This is a genomic window from Pseudolabrys sp. Root1462 (assembly GCF_001426945.1).
GTDB lineage: Bacteria > Pseudomonadota > Alphaproteobacteria > Rhizobiales > Xanthobacteraceae > Pseudolabrys.
The window spans coordinates 2,198,707-2,219,476 of record NZ_LMFS01000001.1 but is presented as its reverse complement, the minus strand read 5'-3'; the positions used below and the strand labels follow the sequence as shown (position 1 = coordinate 2,219,476).

Annotated in this window: 21 protein-coding genes; 9 read left to right on the top strand and 12 right to left on the bottom strand. The window is 65.0% G+C overall.

Going from position 1 to position 20,770, the window contains the following annotated elements:
- Positions 1 to 103: 103 nt before the first annotated feature.
- Complete coding sequence (gene alr, locus ASD45_RS10860) at positions 104 to 1,306, bottom strand: alanine racemase (RefSeq protein WP_056911497.1); 1,203 nt, start codon at positions 1,304 to 1,306, stop codon at positions 104 to 106.
- A gap of 77 nt (positions 1,307 to 1,383) precedes the next feature.
- Between alr and ASD45_RS10855 the strand changes: the two genes are divergently transcribed.
- Positions 1,384 to 1,803 carry a cupin domain-containing protein gene (locus ASD45_RS10855; RefSeq protein WP_056911496.1) on the top strand — a complete coding sequence of 140 codons (420 nt, stop codon included), beginning with the start codon at positions 1,384 to 1,386 and terminating at the stop codon, positions 1,801 to 1,803.
- Between the two features lie 5 nt (positions 1,804 to 1,808).
- Here ASD45_RS10855 and ASD45_RS10850 read toward each other — a convergent pair whose 3' ends face one another.
- From ASD45_RS10850 to ASD45_RS10840, 3 genes are all read right to left on the bottom strand, one after another.
- The gene (locus ASD45_RS10850) at positions 1,809 to 3,440 is read right to left on the bottom strand and encodes a GMC family oxidoreductase N-terminal domain-containing protein (protein WP_056911495.1); all 1,632 of its coding nucleotides are present in this window, start codon (positions 3,438 to 3,440) and stop codon (positions 1,809 to 1,811) included.
- A 275-nt stretch (positions 3,441 to 3,715) separates the two neighbouring features.
- Positions 3,716 to 5,218, bottom strand: coding sequence for a replicative DNA helicase (locus ASD45_RS10845; protein ID WP_056911494.1), 1,503 nt, complete (start codon positions 5,216 to 5,218; stop codon positions 3,716 to 3,718).
- Positions 5,219 to 5,434: 216 nt separating this feature from the next.
- Complete coding sequence (locus tag ASD45_RS10840; RefSeq protein WP_056911493.1) at positions 5,435 to 6,694, bottom strand: cyclopropane-fatty-acyl-phospholipid synthase family protein; 1,260 nt, start codon at positions 6,692 to 6,694, stop codon at positions 5,435 to 5,437.
- A gap of 277 nt (positions 6,695 to 6,971) precedes the next feature.
- Here ASD45_RS10840 and ASD45_RS10835 point away from each other — a divergent pair, with 277 nt between their 5' ends.
- Positions 6,972 to 7,511: a hypothetical protein gene (locus ASD45_RS10835; protein WP_162249410.1), complete on the top strand. Its 540-nt coding sequence runs from the start codon at positions 6,972 to 6,974 to the stop codon at positions 7,509 to 7,511.
- Positions 7,512 to 7,608: 97 nt separating this feature from the next.
- Here ASD45_RS10835 and rplI read toward each other — a convergent pair whose 3' ends face one another.
- The 5 genes from rplI to ASD45_RS10810 form a co-directional block, all read right to left on the bottom strand.
- Positions 7,609 to 8,265, bottom strand: a complete 657-nt coding sequence (gene rplI, locus ASD45_RS10830; RefSeq protein ID WP_056911491.1) for a 50S ribosomal protein L9 — start codon at positions 8,263 to 8,265, stop codon at positions 7,609 to 7,611.
- A gap of 44 nt (positions 8,266 to 8,309) precedes the next feature.
- Positions 8,310 to 9,275 (bottom strand): DUF2232 domain-containing protein, encoded by a 966-nt coding sequence (locus tag ASD45_RS10825; RefSeq protein WP_082540782.1) that lies wholly within the window; start codon positions 9,273 to 9,275, stop codon positions 8,310 to 8,312.
- Positions 9,276 to 9,487: 212 nt separating this feature from the next.
- The gene (gene rpsR / locus ASD45_RS10820) at positions 9,488 to 9,742 is read right to left on the bottom strand and encodes a 30S ribosomal protein S18 (RefSeq protein ID WP_056911489.1); all 255 of its coding nucleotides are present in this window, start codon (positions 9,740 to 9,742) and stop codon (positions 9,488 to 9,490) included.
- 3 nt (positions 9,743 to 9,745) lie between these two features.
- The gene (gene rpsF / locus ASD45_RS10815) at positions 9,746 to 10,195 is read right to left on the bottom strand and encodes a 30S ribosomal protein S6 (protein WP_056911488.1); all 450 of its coding nucleotides are present in this window, start codon (positions 10,193 to 10,195) and stop codon (positions 9,746 to 9,748) included.
- Between the two features lie 263 nt (positions 10,196 to 10,458).
- Positions 10,459 to 10,674, bottom strand: coding sequence for a hypothetical protein (locus tag ASD45_RS10810; RefSeq protein WP_056911487.1), 216 nt, complete (start codon positions 10,672 to 10,674; stop codon positions 10,459 to 10,461).
- A 221-nt stretch (positions 10,675 to 10,895) separates the two neighbouring features.
- On the opposite strand from ASD45_RS10810, the gene fabD reads away from it, so the two are divergent.
- The 7 genes from fabD to gmk all read left to right on the top strand — a co-directional run bounded on the left by fabD (position 10,896) and on the right by gmk (position 17,864).
- Positions 10,896 to 11,843, top strand: coding sequence for an ACP S-malonyltransferase (gene fabD / locus ASD45_RS10805; protein WP_056911486.1), 948 nt, complete (start codon positions 10,896 to 10,898; stop codon positions 11,841 to 11,843).
- Complete coding sequence (fabG, locus tag ASD45_RS10800) at positions 11,843 to 12,580, top strand: 3-oxoacyl-[acyl-carrier-protein] reductase (protein ID WP_056911485.1); 738 nt, start codon at positions 11,843 to 11,845, stop codon at positions 12,578 to 12,580. The genes fabD and fabG overlap by 1 nt, the downstream gene beginning before the upstream one ends.
- 303 nt (positions 12,581 to 12,883) lie before the next feature.
- A complete protein-coding gene (locus ASD45_RS10795; protein WP_056911484.1) occupies positions 12,884 to 13,123 on the top strand; it encodes an acyl carrier protein in 240 nt (79 codons plus the stop codon).
- A 168-nt stretch (positions 13,124 to 13,291) separates the two neighbouring features.
- A complete protein-coding gene (fabF, locus tag ASD45_RS10790; protein WP_056911483.1) occupies positions 13,292 to 14,557 on the top strand; it encodes a beta-ketoacyl-ACP synthase II in 1,266 nt (421 codons plus the stop codon).
- Between the two features lie 434 nt (positions 14,558 to 14,991).
- Positions 14,992 to 16,194 (top strand): endolytic transglycosylase MltG, encoded by a 1,203-nt coding sequence (mltG, locus tag ASD45_RS10780; RefSeq protein WP_156380801.1) that lies wholly within the window; start codon positions 14,992 to 14,994, stop codon positions 16,192 to 16,194.
- Positions 16,195 to 16,305: 111 nt separating this feature from the next.
- Positions 16,306 to 17,196, top strand: a complete 891-nt coding sequence (locus ASD45_RS10775) for a YicC/YloC family endoribonuclease (protein WP_056911480.1) — start codon at positions 16,306 to 16,308, stop codon at positions 17,194 to 17,196.
- A complete protein-coding gene (gene gmk, locus ASD45_RS10770) occupies positions 17,193 to 17,864 on the top strand; it encodes a guanylate kinase (RefSeq protein WP_056911479.1) in 672 nt (223 codons plus the stop codon). Before ASD45_RS10775 ends, gmk begins: the two co-directional genes overlap by 4 nt.
- Positions 17,865 to 17,897: 33 nt before the next feature.
- Here the strand turns inward: gmk and rsmA are convergent, their stop codons facing one another.
- The 3 genes from rsmA to ASD45_RS10755 are packed head-to-tail and all read right to left on the bottom strand — an operon-like array spanning position 17,898 to position 20,704.
- Positions 17,898 to 18,749 carry a 16S rRNA (adenine(1518)-N(6)/adenine(1519)-N(6))-dimethyltransferase RsmA gene (gene rsmA / locus ASD45_RS10765; RefSeq protein ID WP_056911478.1) on the bottom strand — a complete coding sequence of 284 codons (852 nt, stop codon included), beginning with the start codon at positions 18,747 to 18,749 and terminating at the stop codon, positions 17,898 to 17,900.
- A 6-nt stretch (positions 18,750 to 18,755) separates the two neighbouring features.
- Entirely contained in the window at positions 18,756 to 19,787 is a 1,032-nt protein-coding gene (gene pdxA, locus ASD45_RS10760; protein ID WP_056911477.1) for a 4-hydroxythreonine-4-phosphate dehydrogenase PdxA, read from the bottom strand.
- Positions 19,784 to 20,704 carry a SurA N-terminal domain-containing protein gene (locus tag ASD45_RS10755; protein WP_056911476.1) on the bottom strand — a complete coding sequence of 307 codons (921 nt, stop codon included), beginning with the start codon at positions 20,702 to 20,704 and terminating at the stop codon, positions 19,784 to 19,786. The genes pdxA and ASD45_RS10755 overlap by 4 nt, the downstream gene beginning before the upstream one ends.
- Between the last annotated feature and the right edge of the window lie 66 nt (positions 20,705 to 20,770).

Genomic DNA, 20,770 nt, shown 5'->3' with positions numbered 1-20,770 from the left:
GCCCCAGGCTAGGGCGGCCATGAGAACAGTACAAGAACATTCGTAAACGAAGTGCCAAGCCTGCCATCCGGAGCGCGGCTTTCGACCGGAGCAGGGGGACAGGTCAGTCCTTGACGTAGACCCGGTGAAACCGCTTGCCCAGCCCGGTCAGCAGCTCATAGGCGATGGTGCCGGCGCCGCGAGCGACTTCGTCCAAGGTGAGGTCGTCGCCGATCAAAGTGACCATGTCGCCGCGGCGCACCGCGCCTTCCGCCAGTTCGGAGACGTCGACAGTCGAGAGGTCCATCGAGACGCGCCCGGCCAACGCACAACGCTTGCCGGCCACGATCGCTGCGCCACCGGGCACTTCGTCGGTCGAGCCGGAAGCGCGCAAATATCCATCTGCATAACCGGCGGCGACCACGGCGATGCGTGCCGCGCGCCGCGCCGTCCAGGTGCCGCTGTAACCGACCGTCTCGCCGCGCGTCACGTGACGCACCTGCACGACGCGCGCCTTGAGGCCGACGACCGGCTGCATCGGGTTCTGCTTGCCCGGCGTCGGATTGACGCCATAGAGCGCCACACCAGGGCGGACGACATCGCAATGCGCGGCATCGCTCAGGAAGATGCCGGACGAATTCGCCAGCGACGACGGAATGCCGCGATAGAGGAGGCGCACTTCGCGAAACAGTTTGATCTGCCTGTCGTTGAGTGGATGCTCCGGCTCGTCGGCGCAGGCGAAGTGGCTCATCAGCAAATGAATGCCGTGGTTCTCGGCGCGGATGCGCGGCGCCAGCGCGGCCGCGTCATTGATCGACACGCCGAGCCGGTTCATGCCGGTATCGACATGCAGCGCGGCGCCGCCGCGCGAGCCGGAGGCGGCGACGAAGGCATCCCACTCGGCAAGTTCGACCGTCGAATTGATCACCGGCCGTGCCTTGATATCGGCGAAGGCGGGCCCGGTGTTCGGCAACATGCCGCTCAGCACATAGATGGCGGCGTCGGGCGCTACGGCGCGGACGCGGCGGGCTTCGCTGAGATCGGCGACGAAGAAAGTCTTGCAGCCCGCCCTGGCGAGAGCCGGTACGACCTGCTCGATGCCGAGGCCGTAGGCGTTGGCTTTCACCACCGCAGCACATTCCGCCGGCATGACCCGGCGGCCGAGCGACTGCCAGTTGGCGACGAGCGCGCCAAGGTCGATCGTCAGCGTGCCGCCGGCCTGATCGGCCGAGGGGCCGTCGGTGGCGACGACGCCGGGGGCAGGGACCGCTGCGGCGGCTTCTTCGGCGGCTGTGATGGGTTCGAACTTCTGGTCGATCTTGGCCATGCCTGACGGTTTAGCGCCGCCGGCGGGGTCCGTCCATGTGGTATCAAGGCCCTGTTCCACCGGCGAGGAGACAGGGAATGAGCGTGCGGCCAATCGTGACGCGCAAGGGCGCTGAGAATTCCAACACCGGACAGTCCGGCGGCCTGACGCTGGTCACCGGGGTCGGCCCGCAGCATACGCCGGCGACCCGGCTCTGGTTCGGCAAGGCGAGCAATCCGCCTGGCTTCCGGTCGCTGCCGCATCATCATGGCGAAGCGGAAACCGGAGCCTATGTGCTGTCCGGCTGCGCCCGCATTTATTTCGGCGAGGGCTTCAAGGACTACATCGACCTGTCGGAAGGCGACTTCATGTTCGTGCCGCCGTATCTGCCGCACCTCGAAGCCAACATGAGCAGGACCCAGGAGTTGTGGTGGCTGGCCTGCCGCACGCCGGAAAACATCATCGTCAATCTACCCGATGTCGACGATGCTTCGCTCGCCGGTTATCGCCGCGCCTGATCGGCTCATATCCGGGCGGCTTCGGGCGCGGCGCGGCCGCGCACCATGTCGGAGGCCTTGTCGGCGATCATCAAGGTCGAGGCGTTGAGGTTGGCCGAGATCATGCGCGGCATGATCGAGGCATCGACGACGCGCAGCGCCTCGAGCCCGTGGACGCGAAGCTGGTCGTCGACCACTGCCATCCTGTCGGTCGCGGGGCCCATGCGGCAGGTGCAGCCGGGATGGAAGGTGGTCTGCGCGCGCTGCGTCGCCGCGTGCAGGAATTCGTCGTCGCTCTGCACCTTCGGCCCCGGGAATTCCTCGTAGTCGTAATAGGCTTTCATCGGCTCGGAAGAGAGCAGGCGGCGCGCCAGCTTCATGCCAGCGATGGTGACGCGGCGATCGAGCTCGTGGCCGAGATAGTTGGTCTGGATGATTGGCGGTTCGAATGGATCGCTGGAGCGCACGCGCACATAGCCGCGCGCTTCGGGCCGCTGCTGCCAGGCGGCGACCGAGACGCCGGGTTCGCGCTCGAGCTTGCCTTGCTCGCCCTCCATGTAACTCGCCGGCGTGAAGGTGAGTTGCAGGTCCGAACTTTCGGCGGTCTCGCCGGAATGCCAGAAGCAATAAACCAAAGTCGGCGACAGTGCGAGAATGCCGCGCCGCGTTGTCGCCCAGCGCAAGGCCTCCATCGCCAGATTAAGGCCGCGCGCGCGTTCGTTGATGGTCTTGACGTTCTTGACCCGCGCGACCGAGCGCGGCGCGTAATGATCCTGTAAGCCTTCGCCGACGCCGGGCAGGTCGTGCAGCACCGCGATGCCGTGCGCCTGCAACAAGGCGGCCGGACCGATGCCGGACAGTTGCAGCAACTGCGGCGAGTTATAGGTGCCGCCCGACAGGATGACTTCCTTGCGGGCGCGCACTTCCATGGCTTCGCCGCCGCGGCCTCCAATGGAATAGCGAACGCCGGTGGCGCGTTTGCCGTCGAAGGTGATTGCGGTGGCGTGCGCATGCGTGCGCACGGTGACGTTGCCGCGCTTCACCGCCGGATGCAGGAAGGCGGTGGCGGCGCTGATGCGGCGGCCGTTATGAATGGTGCGCTGCGCGTAGGCGACGCCTTCCTGCGTTGTGCCGTTGTAATCGGGATTGCGTGGAATGCCGAGGCTCACCGCGCCTTCGATGAAGGCTTCGCAGAGCGGATCGCGCCAGTCGATGTCGGTGACGGTCAGTTCGCCGTCGCGGCCGCGGAAGGTGGCGTCGCCGTCGCCGATGCGCCGCTCCATACGCTTGAAGTAGGGCAGGACGTCGGCATAGCCCCAGCCGCTGTTGCCGTATTGCGCCCAGGTGTCGAAGTCGCTCCGCTGGCCGCGGTTATAGATGTGGCCGTTGATCGAGGACGAGCCGCCGAGTGTCTTGCCGCGCGGCGAGAAGATGCGCCGGCCATTGGTGTATTCGCCGGGCTCCTGCGAATAGCACCAGTTGATGCTTTTATTATAAAACGTCTTGATGAAGCCGGCGGGCAGATGGATGTAGGGGTGCCAGTCGGCGGGGCCGGCCTCGAGCACGCAGATCGTGACGTTGCGGTCTTCGCTCAGCCGGTTGGCAAGCACGCTGCCGGCGGAACCGGCGCCGACAATCACGTAATCGAAAGTGTCCATTTCCGTCCCGCAGGCTTTTTATTGCGCGGAAGCCTAGCGCCCGGCGGCGGCGTGGGGAAGGGTGATGCTCACGCCGTCATTCCGGGACGCGCGTTTAACGCGCCGGGCCGGAATCCAGACGCGAAGGGCTTGGGGTTACGGATTTCGGGCCCGCGTTCAATCGCCGTTCGTCCCCGCGAACGCGGTGACCTAGAACCAAACGCGCAAGGTCAACGATGTCGCCCCTGGGTTCCCGCTTTCGCGGGAACGAACGGAGTCTGTTACGGCGCCTTCGCTTACTCCATCCGCTCGGGCAGATGATCGGCCGGGGCGAGGGAGAAGAACTTGGTGATGGCGCCGTCGAAGCCGAGTTCGACCGTGCCGGTCGGGCCGTGGCGCTGCTTGCCGATGATGCACTCGGCCTTGCCGCCGACCTTGTCGCCTTCGGCCATCCAGGCGGCGAACTTCTCGCGGTCGCTTTCGAGCGGCTTGCGCATGACGTGATAATATTCTTCGCGATAGACGAACATCACGACGTCGGCGTCCTGCTCGATCGAGCCCGATTCACGCAAGTCCGAGAGCTGCGGGCGCTTGTCTTCGCGGCTTTCAACCTGACGCGACAACTGCGACAGCGCCATCACCGGGACCTGCAATTCCTTGGCCAGCGCCTTGAGCTTGGTGGTGATCTCGGTGATTTCCTGCACGCGGTTCTCGGACGAGCGCTTCGATGAGCCGGTGAGGAGTTGAAGATAGTCGATGATCAGCAGATCGAGGCCGCGCTGGCGCTTGAGACGGCGCGCCCGCGCCGACAGTTGCGCGATTGACAGGCCGCCGGTCTCATCGATGAAGAACGGAATGTTCTGCATCTCGATCGAGGCATCCTTGATGCGCTCGAAGTCGGCTTCGCCGATGGAACCGCGGCGGATCTGGTTCGACGGAATGCCGGTCTGCTCGGCGATGATACGGGTGGCGAGCTGTTCGGCCGACATTTCCAGCGAGAAGAAGCCGACGATGCCGCCATTGACGGCCTTCATCGTGCCGTCGGGCTTGACCTCGCCGACATAGGCCTTGGCGATGTTGTAGCCGATATTGGTGGCGAGCGACGACTTGCCCATACCGGGACGGCCGGCGAGCACGATCAAGTCGGAGGGCTGCAGGCCGCCCATCATGCGGTCGAGATCGGCCAGACCGGTGGCGATGCCGGACAGTTTGCCGTCGCGCTGATAGGCATGCGCCGCCATATCGACCGCGGTGGTCAGCGCCTGACCGAAGCGCTGGAAGCCGCCGTCGTAGCGGCCGACCTCGGCGAGTTCGAACAGCTTGCGCTCGGCGTCTTCGATCTGCGCGCGCGGCGCGAAATCGACCGGCGCGTCATAGGCGACATTGACCATGTCCTCGCCGACCCTGATCAGGTCGCGGCGGATCGACAGGTCGTAGATGGTGCGGCCGTAATCCTCGGCGTTGATGATGGTGGTCGCTTCCGCGGCCAGCCGCGCCAGATACTGGCTGAGCGTCATGCCGGCGACGTTGATCGAGGCGTCGAGGAAGGTCTTGGCGGTTACCGGCGTCGCCACCTTGCCGGCGCGGATCAAGTCGCCGGTGATCTGGAAAATCTGGCTGTGGATCGGCTCGAAGAAGTGTTCGGCCTTCAGGAAGTCCGAGACCCGGTAGAAGGCTTCGTTATTGATCAGGATAGCGCCCAACAGCGCCTGCTCCGCCTCGATGTTGTGCGGTGCAGTGCGGTAAAGCGGGTCCGGTTGCTCGACCGGTTTGCGCAAGACTGATTCGACTGGGGCCATGGCGTTCGATGCGGCGCGGGTGCGGCGGATTTTTGTTCACGCTTGCTTAACCAGCCGGTTCGGGCGGCGCGATGGCGCGTTTGCCTTATAGCCGTTGTTCACAGCGCGGACCGGTAAAAGGAAGCGAACCTTGGAATTGTGTTGACGATGACGCGTCATGAGAAAGGCCGGCGCTTTGGACGCCGGCCTTGAATCTGCTCGCCAATCTCGCTCGGTCTACTCGCCGGCGAGTCGCAACGGCGCCATTCGCTTGTCCTCGAGCGCCCTGAAGCGCTGCTCTTCGCGCACGATGTAGTCGCGGGTGATCGGCACCACGTCCTGACGCTTGGTCATCTGGATCTGGAACACCATCAGGTTCTGCTCGCGGAACGACATCTCGGAAGCGGCCAGGTAGAATTCCCACATCCGGACAAAGCGCTGGTCATAGATGCGCTCGACCTCCTCGCGGTGGGCGAGGAAGCGCTCGCGCCAGTGCTTCAGCGTCTCGGCGTAATGCAGGCGCAGGATCTCGATGTCGGTGACGAGCAGCCCCGATTTCTCGATCCGCGGCAGCACCTCCGACAGCGACGGGATATAGCCGCCGGGGAAGATGTATTTGGCGATCCATGGATTGGTGACGCTCGGACCCTCCGAGCGGCCAATCGCATGCAGCACCATGACACCGTCGTCCTTCAGGAGTTCGGCGGCTTTGTTAAAGTAGGTCTCGAAGTGATTGACGCCGACATGTTCGAACATGCCGACCGAGACAATGCGATCGAACCGGTCATGCAGATCGCGGTAGTCCTGCAGGCGGAACCGGGCGCGGTCGCTCAGGCCGCGCTCCATGGCGCGTTCGTTGGCGATGGCGTGCTGTTCCTCGGACAGGGTGATGCCGGTGACGTCAGCGCCGGCAAATTCTGCGAGGTAGAGACCGAGACCGCCCCAGCCGCAGCCGATGTCGAGGATGCGGGCATCCTTCTTGTCGGGCGTCAGCCGCAGTTTCGAGGCGAGGTGACGCTTCTTGGCGAGCTGGGCGTCGTCGAGCGACTGGTCCGGCCGCTCGAAATAGGCGCAGCTGTATTGCCGGTCGGCGTCGAGGAAGAGCGAGTAGAGGCGGCCGTCGAGATCGTAGTGATGGGCGACGTTCTTGCGCGCGCGCTTGCGCGGGTTGAACTGCTGGATGCGGCGCCACAGGAAGCGGATGAGGAATTGCGGCCGGGCCCATTGCGGCAGCTCGCTTTTCTGGCCGAGGGCCACCGACAGGACGTCGGCGATCGAGCCTTGCTCGACCACCAGCGAGCCGTCCATGTAGGACTCGCCGAACTTGAGCTCGGGATCGAGAATGATTCCCCATTCGGCGGCGCGGGTGACCAGCCGGATCGCTACCAGCGGCCCGGAGCCGTCGCCAAACGTGAAAGTCGTGCCGCGGGACGTCGTGACCCGAAAATTGCCGCGGCTGATAAACGATTTCAGTAGAAACTGAAGCAACCGGTCCATCGGCGGCCCCATCAATCGAGTTGTGAACCCACCTCAAACCGGCCGGTCGGTTGCCGGTTTCAGGACACCTATTCAACCAAAGACTTTTTGTCGCAGCAATGCCACAAATCGTGGCGCTGCATGCAATTTCGTCCCTTGTCCGGGGTGGGGGGCAGCCCCATGGGACCGGGGGCGGCCGCCGTTGCGGGCCGGTGACGCCAGACGTGGTGAGGGTGCGATCTGGGCGGCGACTTGAGCCGAGAATGGGTGTAGACGGTGCCGCCTTAAGGCGGGCGGCGTGATAGCGATCAAGCGAAGATCAAGAGGATTGGCGGCAATGACGTCTTACACACGCGGATTAAGCCTTGGCGTGACCCTTGGCGTACTGGCGATAACGGCGCCCGCATGCGCCCAGGAAAACCTCGATCTGGGCAAATCGGGCCAACAGCTTTTCGCGTCCAATTGCGTATTCTGTCACAAGACCCCGCAGGGGCTCGCCAGCAAGAGCGGCGGAGTGTTCGGGCTCGACGGTTTCCTGCGCGAACATTACACGGCCAGCCGCGAGACCGCCTCCATCCTGGCGAAATACCTGCAGTCGGTCGGCGATGCGCCGGCGGGCGCGGACACCCGGCGCGGTAGCAGCCGCCGCGCGGCCAAGCCGTCGGAGAAGAAGCCGGACGAGGGGAAGTCCGGCGCCAAATCCGAGCCGAAGGCGGAGAACAAGCCCGAGCCCAAGTCGGACGCGAAGTCCGAGGCCGCGAGCGAAACGAAATCCGATACCAAATCCGAGGCGAAGCCCGAGCCGAAGAGCGAAGCGGAGAAGCCGAAGGCGGAGTAATCTGCCGCAGCCAGCGCCCGCAGGTATAAGCCAAAATGAAAACCCCGCCCGGTTCGACCGGGCGGGGTTATTTGCTGACGAACGATGCGCCTGAAGATCAGGCTTCTTCGCTAGCCTTCTTTTTGCCCTTGGCGGGCTGGGCTTCGGTCTCAGCTTCGGCCTCCGCCTCGCCACCCTCGGCCTCTTCGCTCTCGGCATCGAACAGAGCCTCGGCGCGCTCGCGGGCGGCCTGGGCTTCGGCTTCCGCGTCCTCGGCAACCGAGGCGCGCACGGTGACGTCTTCGCCGCGGGCGATGCGTTCGGCTTCCGACTCGCTGCGGGCGACGATCACGGTCACCGACACGTCCATATCCGGATGCAGGCCGAGCGCCACCTTGTACAGACCGAGCGCCTTGATCGGCGCGTTGAGTTCGACCTGCGCGCGCGAGATGGTCAGGCCATCGGTCGAGATCAGGGTCGCGATATCGCGGGAGGTCACCGAACCGTAGAGCTGGCCGGTCTCGGACGACTGACGGATGATGGTGAACTGCTTGCCGTCCACCTTGGCCGCGATCTTGCCGGCTTCGCCCTTGCGCTCGAGGCTCTGCGTCTCGAGTTCGGCCTTCATGCTTTCAAAGCGGGCCTTGTTGTCGGCGTTGGCGCGCAGCGCCTTGTTGCGCGGCAGCAGAAAGTTGCGGGCATAGCCGTCCTTGACGCGGACGACATCGCCCATCTTTCCAAGCTTGCCGACGCGCTCGAGCAAAATCACTTCCATGGTCAGTACTCCTCGTTTGATCGTTTCGATCGGTGTGTTGCAGTTCAGGTCGATGCGGGCGGGCCGCGTTTTACGGCGGCACGCGCGCGGAAATGGAAGAAGGTTTCCGACAGTCCGATGATGCACAGCGCCAGCACCGGCCAGCCGAAGATCAAAACCGACGCATAAACGCCGGCGAGCACGAAGCCGCGGCTCGACAGGCCGCGCGTAACCGAGTGCATGACGGCAAAGCCGAGCACGCCGTAAGCCATCAGCAAGCTCGAGGCGATGACACCGGCTACGATGCCGATGAGGCCATCGACAAACGACAGCCCGGCCGCGATGGCGAGCGCCGCGGCGGCGCGCGGCGGAAATGTCATGTCGGCAAGCACCGGCCAAGGCCGGGTCAATCGTCCGGAGAACTTGACGATGCGCCCCGCCAGCCAGAGGTTGAGAGCATTGGTAATGGTCGCCATCACCGCGGTGGCCGGTGGCAGGGCAACGACGAGAATGTCGACCACCCGATCGGGGTTGCGGAGCGTCGTCAGACCGGTGTCGCCGCCTTCGGTGGCCGCGATTCTGAATACCTCGCGCAAGGCGGCGCGCAGCGTTTCGCGGAAGTCGTCCGCGTTAAAACCCACTGAGATGATCGCGAGCAGAACCAGTGCCGCGGCGAGCACCGCCGACCAGATCACCAGGCGTCCCGGCGGATACCACTCGAGCGAGGCCGGCCCGCCGTTGCCGACCGGCCGGGCCAGCATGGAGAGATAGCCGAGCCACCAGCCGGGCAGGCCGATGCCTGCGAGGAAGCCGACGCTGAACAGCGTGCCGAAAAACAGCCAGATGGCAAAGCCGCCGATCAACGCGCCTGCAAGCGCCACCCAGTGGCTCCAGCCGAGCGCGGCAATCATCAGCGGGAGAGGCGCCAGATAGGCGAGCGGGATCGACAACGCCGTGCCCGACGTCACCGAGGCGAACAGCAACGCTGCCGCCGCGCCCGAACCCAATCCTATGAAGCCAATTTGCAGCATTCCGAGCTGTCCCGCCTCGAGGCGGTTAGAGACGGATCATGTTCTTCAGCAGAACCGTCCGTCCCAACCATCGGCGCGCGGATCGAATCCGGACGCCTCGTTTTGTTCGTCATCCGGAGCGCGGACGAAGTCCGCGAGCCCGGGATCCATAGTTGACCGCGGTTATGTATCCCGGGCGCGCCTTACGGCGCGTCCCGGAATGAGCACAACAGTTAGCGGATCACGTAAGGCAGCAGGCCGAGGAAACGCGAACGCTTGATCGCCTGGGCGAGTTCGCGCTGCTTCTTGGCCGACACCGCGGTGATGCGGGACGGCACGATCTTGCCGCGCTCGGAGACGTAACGCTGCAGCAGCTTCACGTCCTTGTAGTCGATCTTCGGCGCATTGGCGCCCGAGAACGGGCAGGTCTTGCGACGGCGGAAGAACGGACGGCGCTGGCCGCCACCCTGTGAAGAACCGAAAGCCATGACTTATTCCTCCCCACCGATTTCAGCAGCAGCATCGTCGTCGCGACGCGGCCGACGCTCGCGGTCGCGATCACCACGGCCGAAACCGCCGCGGTCACCACGATCGCCACGGTCACCGCGATCGTCGCGATCCGACTTGCGCATCATTGCCGAGGGGCCTTCTTCCAGCTCTTCGACGCGGATGGTGAGATAGCGCAGCACGTCTTCGTTGATGCGCTCCTGACGCTCGATCTCGGTCAGGGCCGCCGACGGCGCCTCGACGTTGAGCAGCGTCATGTGCGCTTTGCGATTCTTGTTGATGCGGTAGGAGAGGGACTTCAGCCCCCAATACTCGCTCTTGGTGACCTTGCCACCGCCTTCGGTGATGACGCCGGTCAGCTTGGCGGTCAGTTCTTCAACCTGCTGCGGGCTGAGATCCTGCCGCGCCATGAAGACGTGTTCGTACAATGGCATGAAATGCCTTTCCCTTGGTTTGCCCATATCCGTTGCCCTGGCGCCTAGCCCTTCGAGCCCTTCGGGAAAGGCTCGATTTGCTCAGAAGGCGGAAACACGGGACGCCGGGCCTTGTGAGCCCTACCGTAAACCTTTGCTTGTGCTCAGGATTTGCGGCCGTCCGTTCAGTCCCCAACCAGGAGCGACGGAAGATTGCGGGTTTATAGGGAGTTTCGCCGAAAACGCAAGTTTTGCGGGCCAGACCCAGGCTGTATCAGGCCACCTTACGGGGCCTTTTGCAGCCGGCCGGCGAGCTGGACGGCAAGATCGACACCCTCCCGGATCTGCTTGGCCCCGAGCGGGTCGCGGTCGCCGTTGTTCCGGCGCATCGTATTGAGGGCGGCCAGCAACTGCTCCAGGTTTTTCGCCAGCAGTTCCTGGCGAAAACCGGGGTCGTTCCGTGCCCGTTCGATGTCGTCTTCGGTGACCAGGTCGACCATACAGCGCTCCGCGACGCCGGGACCGATGCTCGGCGGCGGCTAAGAAGCCAAAAACACTAGCGGCAGAGTCTTTTTGGTTGGTTACCGAGCCGGCCGGCGGGAACAAGCCCGGTTGACATCCCGCGATGGGACGTGTTTTTCGGCCCCGGCTTCGGCGCGCATGCAAGCGCTCTTCCGCAAGCCGATGTTTTCCGACAGCGAGCAGGGGCGGCAAGAGGACCATGACGGTCGCATTCGTATTTCCAGGCCAAGGCAGCCAGACGGTCGGCATGGGCAAGGCGCTGGCCGACGATTTCCCGGCCGCCAAGGCTGTTTTCGACGAAGTCGATGCGGCGCTGTCCGCCAAGCTTTCCACCACGATCTTCGAGGGTCCGATCGAGACGCTGACGCTGACCGAGAACGCACAGCCGGCGCTGATGGCCGTGTCGCTCGCGACCTTCCGTGTGCTGCAGTCCGAAACCGGGCTCGACCTGGCGCGCGACGCCAAATTCGTCGCCGGCCACTCGCTCGGCGAGTATTCGGCGCTGGCCGCGGCCGGCACCTTCTCGATCTCCGACGCGGCGCGGCTGCTGCGCACGCGCGGGCAGGCGATGCAGAAGGCGGTGCCCGCCGGTGTTGGCGCCATGGCGGCTTTGATCGGTCTGGATTTTGATGCTGCCGCAGCCGTTGCAGCCGAAGCAGCGCAGGGGCAGGTCTGTCAGGCCGCCAACGATAATGGCGGCGGCCAGGTCGTGGTCTCCGGCGACAAGGCCGCCGTCGAACGTGCCGTCGATATCGCCAAGGGCAAGGGCGCCAAGCGCGCCATGCTCCTGCAGGTGTCCGCGCCGTTCCATTGCGCATTGATGCAGCCCGCCGCCGACGTCATGGCCGACGCATTGTCAAAGGTGCAGGTCAACCGACCGGCGGTGCCGGTGGTTGCCAACGTCGCCGCGAGCCCGCTCAGCGAGCCCGGCGACATCGTCAAATCGCTGGTCGCGCAGGTCACGGGCACCGTGCGCTGGCGCGAATGCGTTGCCTACATGGCATCGCAGGGCGTCACCAAGTTCTACGAAGTCGGCGCCGGCAAGGTGCTGGCCGGTCTCAACAAGCGTATCGCGGAAGGTGCGACCACAACGTCGATCGGCACGCCCGACGACGTCGCAGCCTTTAAAGCCGGGAGAAATGGCTGATGTTTAATCTGGACGGAAAAACCGCGCTGGTCACCGGCGCGACCGGCGCCATTGGCGAGGCGATCGCGCGCGCGCTGCATGGGCAGGGCGCCACGCTGGCCATCTCCGGCACGCGTCAGGACGTGCTCGACAAGCTCGCCGGTGAACTCGGCAGCCGCGTCCACGTGCTGCCCTGCGATCTGTCCAACGCCGAGCAGGTCGAGGCGCTGGTGCCGGCGGCGGAAGAGAAGATGCAGAAGCTCGACATCCTCGTCGCCAATGCCGGTATCACCAAGGACAACCTGTTCGTCCAGCTCAAGGACGAAGACTGGGACAAGGTGATTGCGGTCAATCTGACCGCGACCTTCCGCCTGACGCGCGCCGCGGTGTCTCGCATGATGCGCCGCCGCTTCGGGCGTGTGATCGGCATTTCGTCGGTGGTCGGATTCACCGGCAATCCGGGCCAGGGCAACTACACGGCGTCGAAGGCCGGCATGGTCGGCATGATGAAGGCGGTCGCCGCCGAATACGCCAAGCGCAATGTCACGGCCAACTGCATCGCGCCGGGCATCATCACCTCGGCGATGACCGACAAGCTCAACGACAAGCAGCGCGAAACCATCTTGTCCAAGGTTCCTGCGGGGAAACTCGGAACGCCGCTGGACGTGGCGGCTGCGGCGGTCTATCTGGCCTCCGACGAAGCGGCCTATGTGACCGGGCAGACCATTCACGTGAATGGCGGCATGGCCATGTTCTAGGGGGCGGGCGGCCATTGCCTGGGGGCAGTGGGCGGCCCAGCGTTCCGGGGCTGTTGAGAGGTGAATTCGTGTGGCTTTTCAGCCCTCTACCGACTAGACTGGGGCTGCTAGTCAACGCATTTGAAGTGTGGTAACCGAATTTCGGCCCGGCTGGGGCGGCCGATCCTGGATGTCTGAAGGCGAAGGCTTGAAGGTATCCGCGATGCGAGTCGTCACGCCACTGTCACCACGACGAGGCCGAAGCGCGATGGCTGTGAACCGACCGGGACGCAGCCTAATCTGAAAAAGCACGAGGTTTGACCGATGAGTGACGTTGCCGAGCGGGTGAAGAAGATCGTCGTGGAGCACCTGGGCGTTGAGCCCGACAAGGTGACCGAAGGGGCAAGCTTTATCGATGATCTTGGCGCCGACAGCCTCGACACGGTCGAGCTCGTCATGGCCTTCGAGGAAGAATTCGGTTGCGAAATTCCCGATGACGCCGCCGAGACGATTCTGACCGTCGGCGATGCGGTCAAGTTCCTCGAAAAGAACGCCAAGAGCTGAAACGCTGCGTGTCGAACTGACGCCGCGGCCGCTCTCCAGCTTTATGGACCAGCGTCGTTACTACGGCCATCGTTTGGCCGGCGATGTGCGGTGCGCGGTGCTTAGGCCGTTCACGACGGCCGAAGCCGGTGTAGCGCCGTGCCTTCGTCACATTGCGCGGAGCCGGGTATGAGGCGAGTTGTCGTCACCGGAATGGGAATGGTCACGCCGCTGGGTTGCGGCGTCGAACCAACGTGGTCTCGCCTCATCAAGGGCGAGAGCGGCGCCAAGAAGGTCGACACGTTCGAAGTGTCCGATCTTTCGGCCAAGATCGCCTGCGTGATTCCGCGTGGCGACGGCACCGGCGGCACCTACAATCCCGACCAGTGGATGGAGCCGAAGGAGCAGCGAAAGGTCGATCAGTTCATCGTTTATGCGATGTGCGCGGCCAAGCAGGCCCTGGACGACGCCGGCTGGCATCCCAAGACCGAGGAAGAACAGGTTTCGACCGGCGTTCTGATCGGCTCCGGCATTGGCGGCATCGAAGGCGTGGCCGAGACCGCGGTCATCCTGCACGAAAAGGGTCCGCGCCGGGTATCGCCGTTCTTCATTCCCGGGCGCATCATCAATCTCGCCTCGGGGTTCGTCTCGATCGAGTTTGGCCTCAAGGGCCCCAATCACGCCGTGGTCACGGCCTGTTCGACCGGCGCGCATGCCCTCGGCGATGCGGCGCGCATGATCGCGCTCGGCGATGCCGATGTGATGGTCGCCGGCGGCGCCGAATCTCCGGTCAATCGTCTTTCGCTCGCCGGCTTTGCCGCGCTGCGCGCGCTGTCGACGGCCTTCAACGATGAGCCGACGCGGGCGTCGCGTCCCTACGACAAGGCGCGCGACGGCTTCGTTATGGGCGAGGGCGCCGGCGCCGTCATTCTCGAAGAACTCGAACACGCTAAGGCGCGCGGCGCCAAGATCTACGCCGAACTCGTCGGCTATGGTCTCTCCGGCGATGCCTATCACATCACCGCCCCGGCGCCCGATGGCGATGGCGCCTATCGCTGCATGAAGATGGCGCTGAAGCGCGCCAATCTCAGCGCCGATGACGTCGATTACATCAATGCGCATGGCACCTCGACGCCGCTCGGCGACGAGATCGAACTCGGCGCCGTGCAGCGCCTCGTCGGTAATGCCGCCGGCCGCATTTCCATGTCGTCGACCAAGTCGTGCATCGGTCATCTGCTCGGCGCCGCCGGCGCGGTCGAGGCGATCTTCTCGATCCTGGCGATCCGCGACAAGGTCGTGCCGCCGACCATCAATCTCGACAATCCGTCGGTCGAGACGCCGATCGATCTGGTGCCGCACAAGGCGCGTGAGCGCGAGGTGAACGTGGCGCTGTCGAACTCGTTCGGTTTCGGCGGCACCAACGCCTCGCTGATCTTCAGCCGCTACAACGGTTAGCACCGGCCGTGGCCGGTGCGGTCGCGCCGGACGCATGGGCCGGTGTCGCACGGGGCGAATCGCGGCCGGACCGTGCCAGATGGGGCCCGTGATATGGGCCGTGGAGAAGTCCCGCGCTTTCGCCACATTTCTTCCTAACCTGAACAATCTGCTGCTAATTTTGCCCCGGCGGGTTACCGTCCGGCGCTTGGAAGCCGGCCGGCGTGTCGCGTTGGCAGCCAACTTCCGCCGCGGTGCGGACACAGCTATCCGGCATGGCTTCCGGATCGTAGTGACGGGCGACCGGGACGATCGGGTAACGGCGGGCGGCCAACTGGAAGAACGAGCGAGAGCAGACTTTGACCGCGGGACTTCCACCAGACCAGAACGGTCCTGACGCAGCGGCTTCGGCGCCGACGCGGCGCGGGCCCTTTGCGCGAGCCGCCGCGACGGCCGTGCCGCCGCCCATTGGCAAGCCGCCGCGCAGCCCGCGGGCGGCGCTTGAACCCGAGAAGGTGCCGGGACCACGCCGCGCTTCAGCTCGCGCGCGCCATCCGATGGTGGTGTTCGGCAATGCCATCTTCACGCTGCTCGTCATCATCACCGTCGCCATCGGCGGCGGCCTGTTCATCGGCAAGCAGAAGTTCGACCAGCCGGGTCCGTTGAGCGACGACAAGATCGTCAACATTCCCTCGGGCTACGGCGTCAAGGACATCTCCGATCTTCTTCAGCGTGAGGGCGTGATCGATCAGCCCTATGTCTTCTTCGGCGGCGTCATGGTGCTGAAGGCGCGCGGCCTGACGCTGAAGCATGGCGAATACAAGTTCGTTAAGCACGCGAGTCTGTCCGACGTCGTTGAAACATTGAGCGAAGGCAAGGTGGTGCAGCACGCCTTCACCGTGCCGGAAGGGCTCACCTCCGAACAGATCGTGCAGCGTCTGCTGGAGACCGATGCGCTGTCGGGGCAGATCAAGGAAATTCCCCGCGAAGGTTCGTTGCTGCCGGAGACCTATAAATTCACGCGCGGCATGTCGCGCGAGCAGATACTGGGCCGCATGGAGCAGGCGCAGAAGCGCGTGCTGCAGGAAGTCTGGGCGCGGCGCTCGTCGGATCTGCCGAGCCAGGTGCAGACTCCGGAGCAACTGGTGACGCTGGCCTCGCTGGTCGAAAAGGAAACCAGCCGCGATGACGAGCGCACGCGCGTTGCCGCCGTGTTCGTCAATCGCCTCAAGGCAAAGATGCGGCTGCAGTCGGATCCGACCATCATTTACGGCCTGACCGGCGGAAAGGGCGCGCTGGGCCGGCCGATCATGAAGAGCGAGATCGAGCAGGCGACGCCTTACAACACCTATACAATCGAAGGACTGCCGCCGGGCCCGATCGCCAATCCCGGCCGCGCCTCGCTCGAGGCCGCTGCCAATCCGGCGCGCACCAAAGAGCTCTACTTCGTCGCCGACGGCACCGGTGGCCACGTCTTCTCGGACAGCTATGCCGAGCACCAGAAGAACGTGGCCAAGCTGCGCGCGATCGAGCGCGGCGCCGCCGCGCCTGCAGGGACCGTGCCGGCCGACGTCGCAAAGCCGGTTGAAACGCCGAAGCCGCCGGAAGCAGCCAAGCCGGTCGAACCCGCCAAGCCGAAGAGCGGCGCGCGGCGGTAACGAAGTGGTTTCCTTCTCCGATTTTTGCGCCGGGCGCCGTTCCCACGCCGCCGCGATTTGCTCTATGGTCGCGCCGGATTTGTCGCGATCGAAGACGAAAGAATAAGAACTATGGCGCTGTCGAGCATGACCGGATTCGCGCGTGGCCAGGGCGTGACCGGCACCTATGCCTGGAGTTGGGAACTCAAATCGGTGAACGCCAAGGGCCTCGATGTCCGGCTGCGTTTGCCGCCGGGCTGGGACGCGGTTGAGGTCGCGGTGCGCAAGGCGGCGAACGATGCGCTGGCGCGCGGCACCGTCTATGGCAACCTCAGCGTCGAGCGCAAAGGCATGGCGCCGACCGTGAAGATCAACGAGCCGGTGCTGTCGGCGATCATCGCCACGCTCGACCAGATCGACAATCGCGTCGTCGGCGCCGGCCGGCCAACGCTCGACGGCATTCTGGGCCTGAAGGGCGTTCTCGAACTCAGCGAAGACGACGAAAAGCCGGAGGAGCGCCGCGCCGCCGAGCAGGCGATCACCGCCGGCTTCAACGCCACGCTGGCCGATCTCGTCAAGATGCGCCGCGCCGAGGGCGCCACGCTCGGCGAACTGCTGACGACACGGCTCAACGAGATCGCGACGCTTGCCGCCCGCGCCGAGGCGGCGCCGGGCCGCAAGCCCGAAGCGATCAAGGCGCGTCTCGCCGAACAGGTGGCGGCGCTGATGGATGCCTCGCAACGCTTCGACAGCGACCGGCTCTATCAGGAGGCTCTTCTGCTCGCGAGCAAGGCCGATATCCGGGAGGAGCTCGATCGGCTGGCCTCGCACGGCACTCAGGTCCGCAAGCTGCTCTCCGAGGGCGGGCCCGTCGGCCGCCGGCTCGATTTTCTGGCGCAGGAACTCAACCGCGAATCGAATACGCTGACCGCCAAGGCCAACGACGTCGAACTCACCAATATCGGCCTCGAATTGAAGACCGTGGTCGAACAGTTCCGCGAGCAGGTGCAAAACCTGGAATGAACGACGAACCCGACATCACACGCCGCGGCATCATGCTGGTGCTGTCGTCGCCATCCGGCGCCGGCAAAACCACGCTGACGCGCAATCTGCTCGAGCGCGAAAACATCGACTATCCCGGCAAGCTGACGCTGTCGATTTCGGCGACGACGCGGCAGAAGCGGCCGAGCGAGATCGAGGGCACGCATTATTACTTCGTCACCAAGACGCGCTTCGAGGCGATGCGCGACCACGGCGAACTCCTCGAATGGGCCGAGGTGCACGGCAATTACTACGGCACGCCGCGTGAACCGGTGGAGCGGGCGCTGTCGGAAGGCCGCGACGTGCTGTTCGACATCGATTGGCAGGGCACGCGCCAGCTCATCGAAAAGATGCGTGACGACGTCGTCACGGTATTCGTGCTGCCGCCGACGGCGCAGGATCTCAAGTCGCGCCTGGTGCGCCGCGCCGAGGATAGCGAAGCGGTGATCGCGCAGCGCCTGCGCAACGCCGCGGAAGAATTCCAGCACTGGAACGAATACGATTACATCCTGGTCAACCGCGACCTACAGAAGAGCTTCGAGCGGCTGCGCGCTATCCTCACGGCGGAAAGATTGAAGCGCGTGAAAATGCCGAACCTCAACGACTTCGTCGACAAGCTGTTGACGGAATTGAAGGCGCTGACGCCGTAGCTGGAAGCTCCGTCATGACCTGCGCAAAGCAGGTCAGGCCAACTTCAGTTTCACATATTCCTGTGCCAGCGCGACGAAGCCGGCGACGTCGATTTCCTCGGCGCGCGCCGTCGGTTCGATATTGGCATTGGCCAGGAGTGCCGCGGTATCGACGCCGAGGGATTTGAGGCTCTGCCGCAGCATCTTGCGGCGCTGGCCGAAGGCGGCCTCGGTCACGCGCTGAAGCGTTTCAGAGTCACAAGGGATCGGCCGCTCGATCGGCACCAGCCGCACCACCGACGACGTCACCGACGGCGGCGGCACGAAGGCCGACGGCGAAACATCGAACAGGATCTTGGCCTCGGTGCGCCAGCCGGCGAGTACGGCGAGGCGGCCATAAGCCTTGTCGCCGACGCGGGCGACGATGCGCTCGGCCACTTCGCGCTGAAACATCAGCACCATCTGATCGTAGAACGGCGGCCACGGCTCGGCGGTGAGCCATTGGATCAGCAGCGCCGTGCCGACGTTGTAAGGCAGGTTGGCGACGATCGCGGCGCGCTCGGGGCCGAGCAGCGCGTCGTAGTCGGCCTCGAGGGCGTCGCCGGCGACGATGTCGAGGCGGCCGGGATAATAAGCCGCGATCTCTTCGAGCGCGGCGATGGCGCGCTCGTCACGCTCAATAGCGACGACGCGGCGGGCGCCGAGCGAGAGCAGCGCGCGCGTCAGGCCGCCGGGACCGGGGCCAACCTCGACGACAGTCGTCGCCTCGAGCGGCTCGGCGGCCCGCGCAATGCGGGCGGTGAGATTGAGGTCGTGCAGGAAGTTCTGGCCGAGCGATTTCTTCGGCCGCAAGCCGTGGCGGCTTATGACGTCACGCAGCGGCGGCAGATCGTCGATCGAACCCATGGTTTGCTATGTGGCCGTGGCCAGTGTCGGCGTTCTCGCCGAAATGCGCGCGGCGAGGGCGAGGGCGGCAACGAGGCTGGACGGATCCGCCTTTCCGGTGCCGGCGATATCGAAGGCGGTGCCGTGGTCGGGCGAGGTGCGCACGAAGGGCAGCCCTAGAGTGACGTTGACGCCGTGGTCGAATGCCAGCGTCTTGATCGGGATGAGGGCCTGGTCGTGATACATGCACAGCGCCACGTCGTAGCTGGCGCGCGCGCGGGCGTGAAACATCGTATCGGCAGGCAGCGGGCCGACTGCGTCGATGCCTTCGGCGCGCAGCGCGGCGACAGCCGGCGCGACGATGTCGCGATCCTCTTCGCCGAGCGAACCGTTCTCGCCGGCATGCGGGTTCAAGCCCGCGATGGCAAGCCGCGGGCGGACGATGCCAAACCGGTCATGCAGGTCGCGCGCGGTGATGCGCCCGGTTTCGACGATCAGCTCCTTGCTCAGCCGGCTGACGACGTCCTTGAGCGGCAGATGGATGGTCACCGGCACGACGGCAAGTTCGGGCGACCACAACAGCATCACCGGCTGCGCCTTCCGACCGGTTGCTTCCTCCGCAAGTTTGGCGAGGAATTCGGTGTGGCCCGGTTCGGCGAAGCCGGAGCGATAGAGCACGTTCTTCGCGATCGGATTAGTGACGAGCGCCGATGCGCGCCCCGCCATCACGTCGGCGACCGCGCGCCGGATCGAGCTGATAGCCGCAGGGGCACTGCTGGCGTCGGGCTTGCCCGGCTGCGCGGTGACGTTCATGTCGAGCGGCACAACCGGCAGGGCACGGTCAAAGGTCTCGACGGCCTGCGCCGCCGTGACGGTCTTGACCGGGACGTCGATGCCGAGGGCGGCGGCGCGCGCCCGGTAAAAATCCGGATCGCCGATGACGTAAAACGGCGGCACTTCGAATTCGCCGCGCCGCCGCCAGACGTCGAGTGTGAGTTCTGGTCCGATCCCGGCCGGCTCACCCAATGTCAGCGCGACAGGAAGGCCGGCGGGTATCATCGCTTGTATTCGATCATCGCGGAGCGACGGATGTCTTCCAGGAATTTCTTGGATTCCGCCTCGTAGCGCTCGTTGTACAGCTTGTCGCGCATTTCGCGCTTGGCCGGCGAATCCGAGGTGGTCTCTTTCTTGTTGCACAAGGCGAACATCTGCCAGCCCTGCGGCGTGGCGTCGGGCGAGCTGAGGCGGCCGATTTCGAGCTTGGCGAGCACGTCGCGCAGTTGCTCGGGCAGTTCGGCCGAACTGCGCGTCACCGGCTCGCGGACCGCGACATCGCGAAGCGCGCGCGCCAGCTTCACACCGGAATCGCAACTGACAAAGCGGCTGCGCAGGTTCTCGGCTTCGCGCCGCTTGCTCTCGACGACGGCCGGCGGCGACCCGTTGGGAACGATCACGGTCACAGGATAGAGCGTGTAGACGTAGCCGGCGACGGTGTCGGACGAATTGGTGCCGCGCATGGCGTTGGCGACATCGGCATCGCCGATCTCGAGCGAGGTGCCGAACCGGCCGCGAACCAACTGGGTCCAGATAAGCTGAGCCCGCAAGCGTGCCTTCAGCGCGGCCGGCGAAATGCCACTGCGTCCCAGAACCTGTTCGAATTGCGAGGTCGTCATCCGCTGCCGCTGCGCCATGTTGGCGAAGGCGTTGTCGACGTCCTTGTCGCTGACTTCGAGGCCGTAATACTTGCCCTTGGCGATCTTGAGCCGGTCGTCGATCAGCTCGTTGATCACTTCCTGACGGGGAGGCGCCTTGTGCGTCGAGGCCGCCATCAGCTTCGAGCGCTGTGCAATATCCAATTCGGTTATCGGCGAGCCGTTGGCGATGACCACGACCTGGGCCCGCGCCGGCACCGAAGCCGACAGCGCCGCGGCGACGACCGCGCAGCCGAACCAGAGGCCGATCGTTCGGCGTTTCATGCAGTTTCCCGACATCATCTCATCCATTGTATCGAGGCGGCGGCCGGTTGCGGCCGGGCCGCCGCG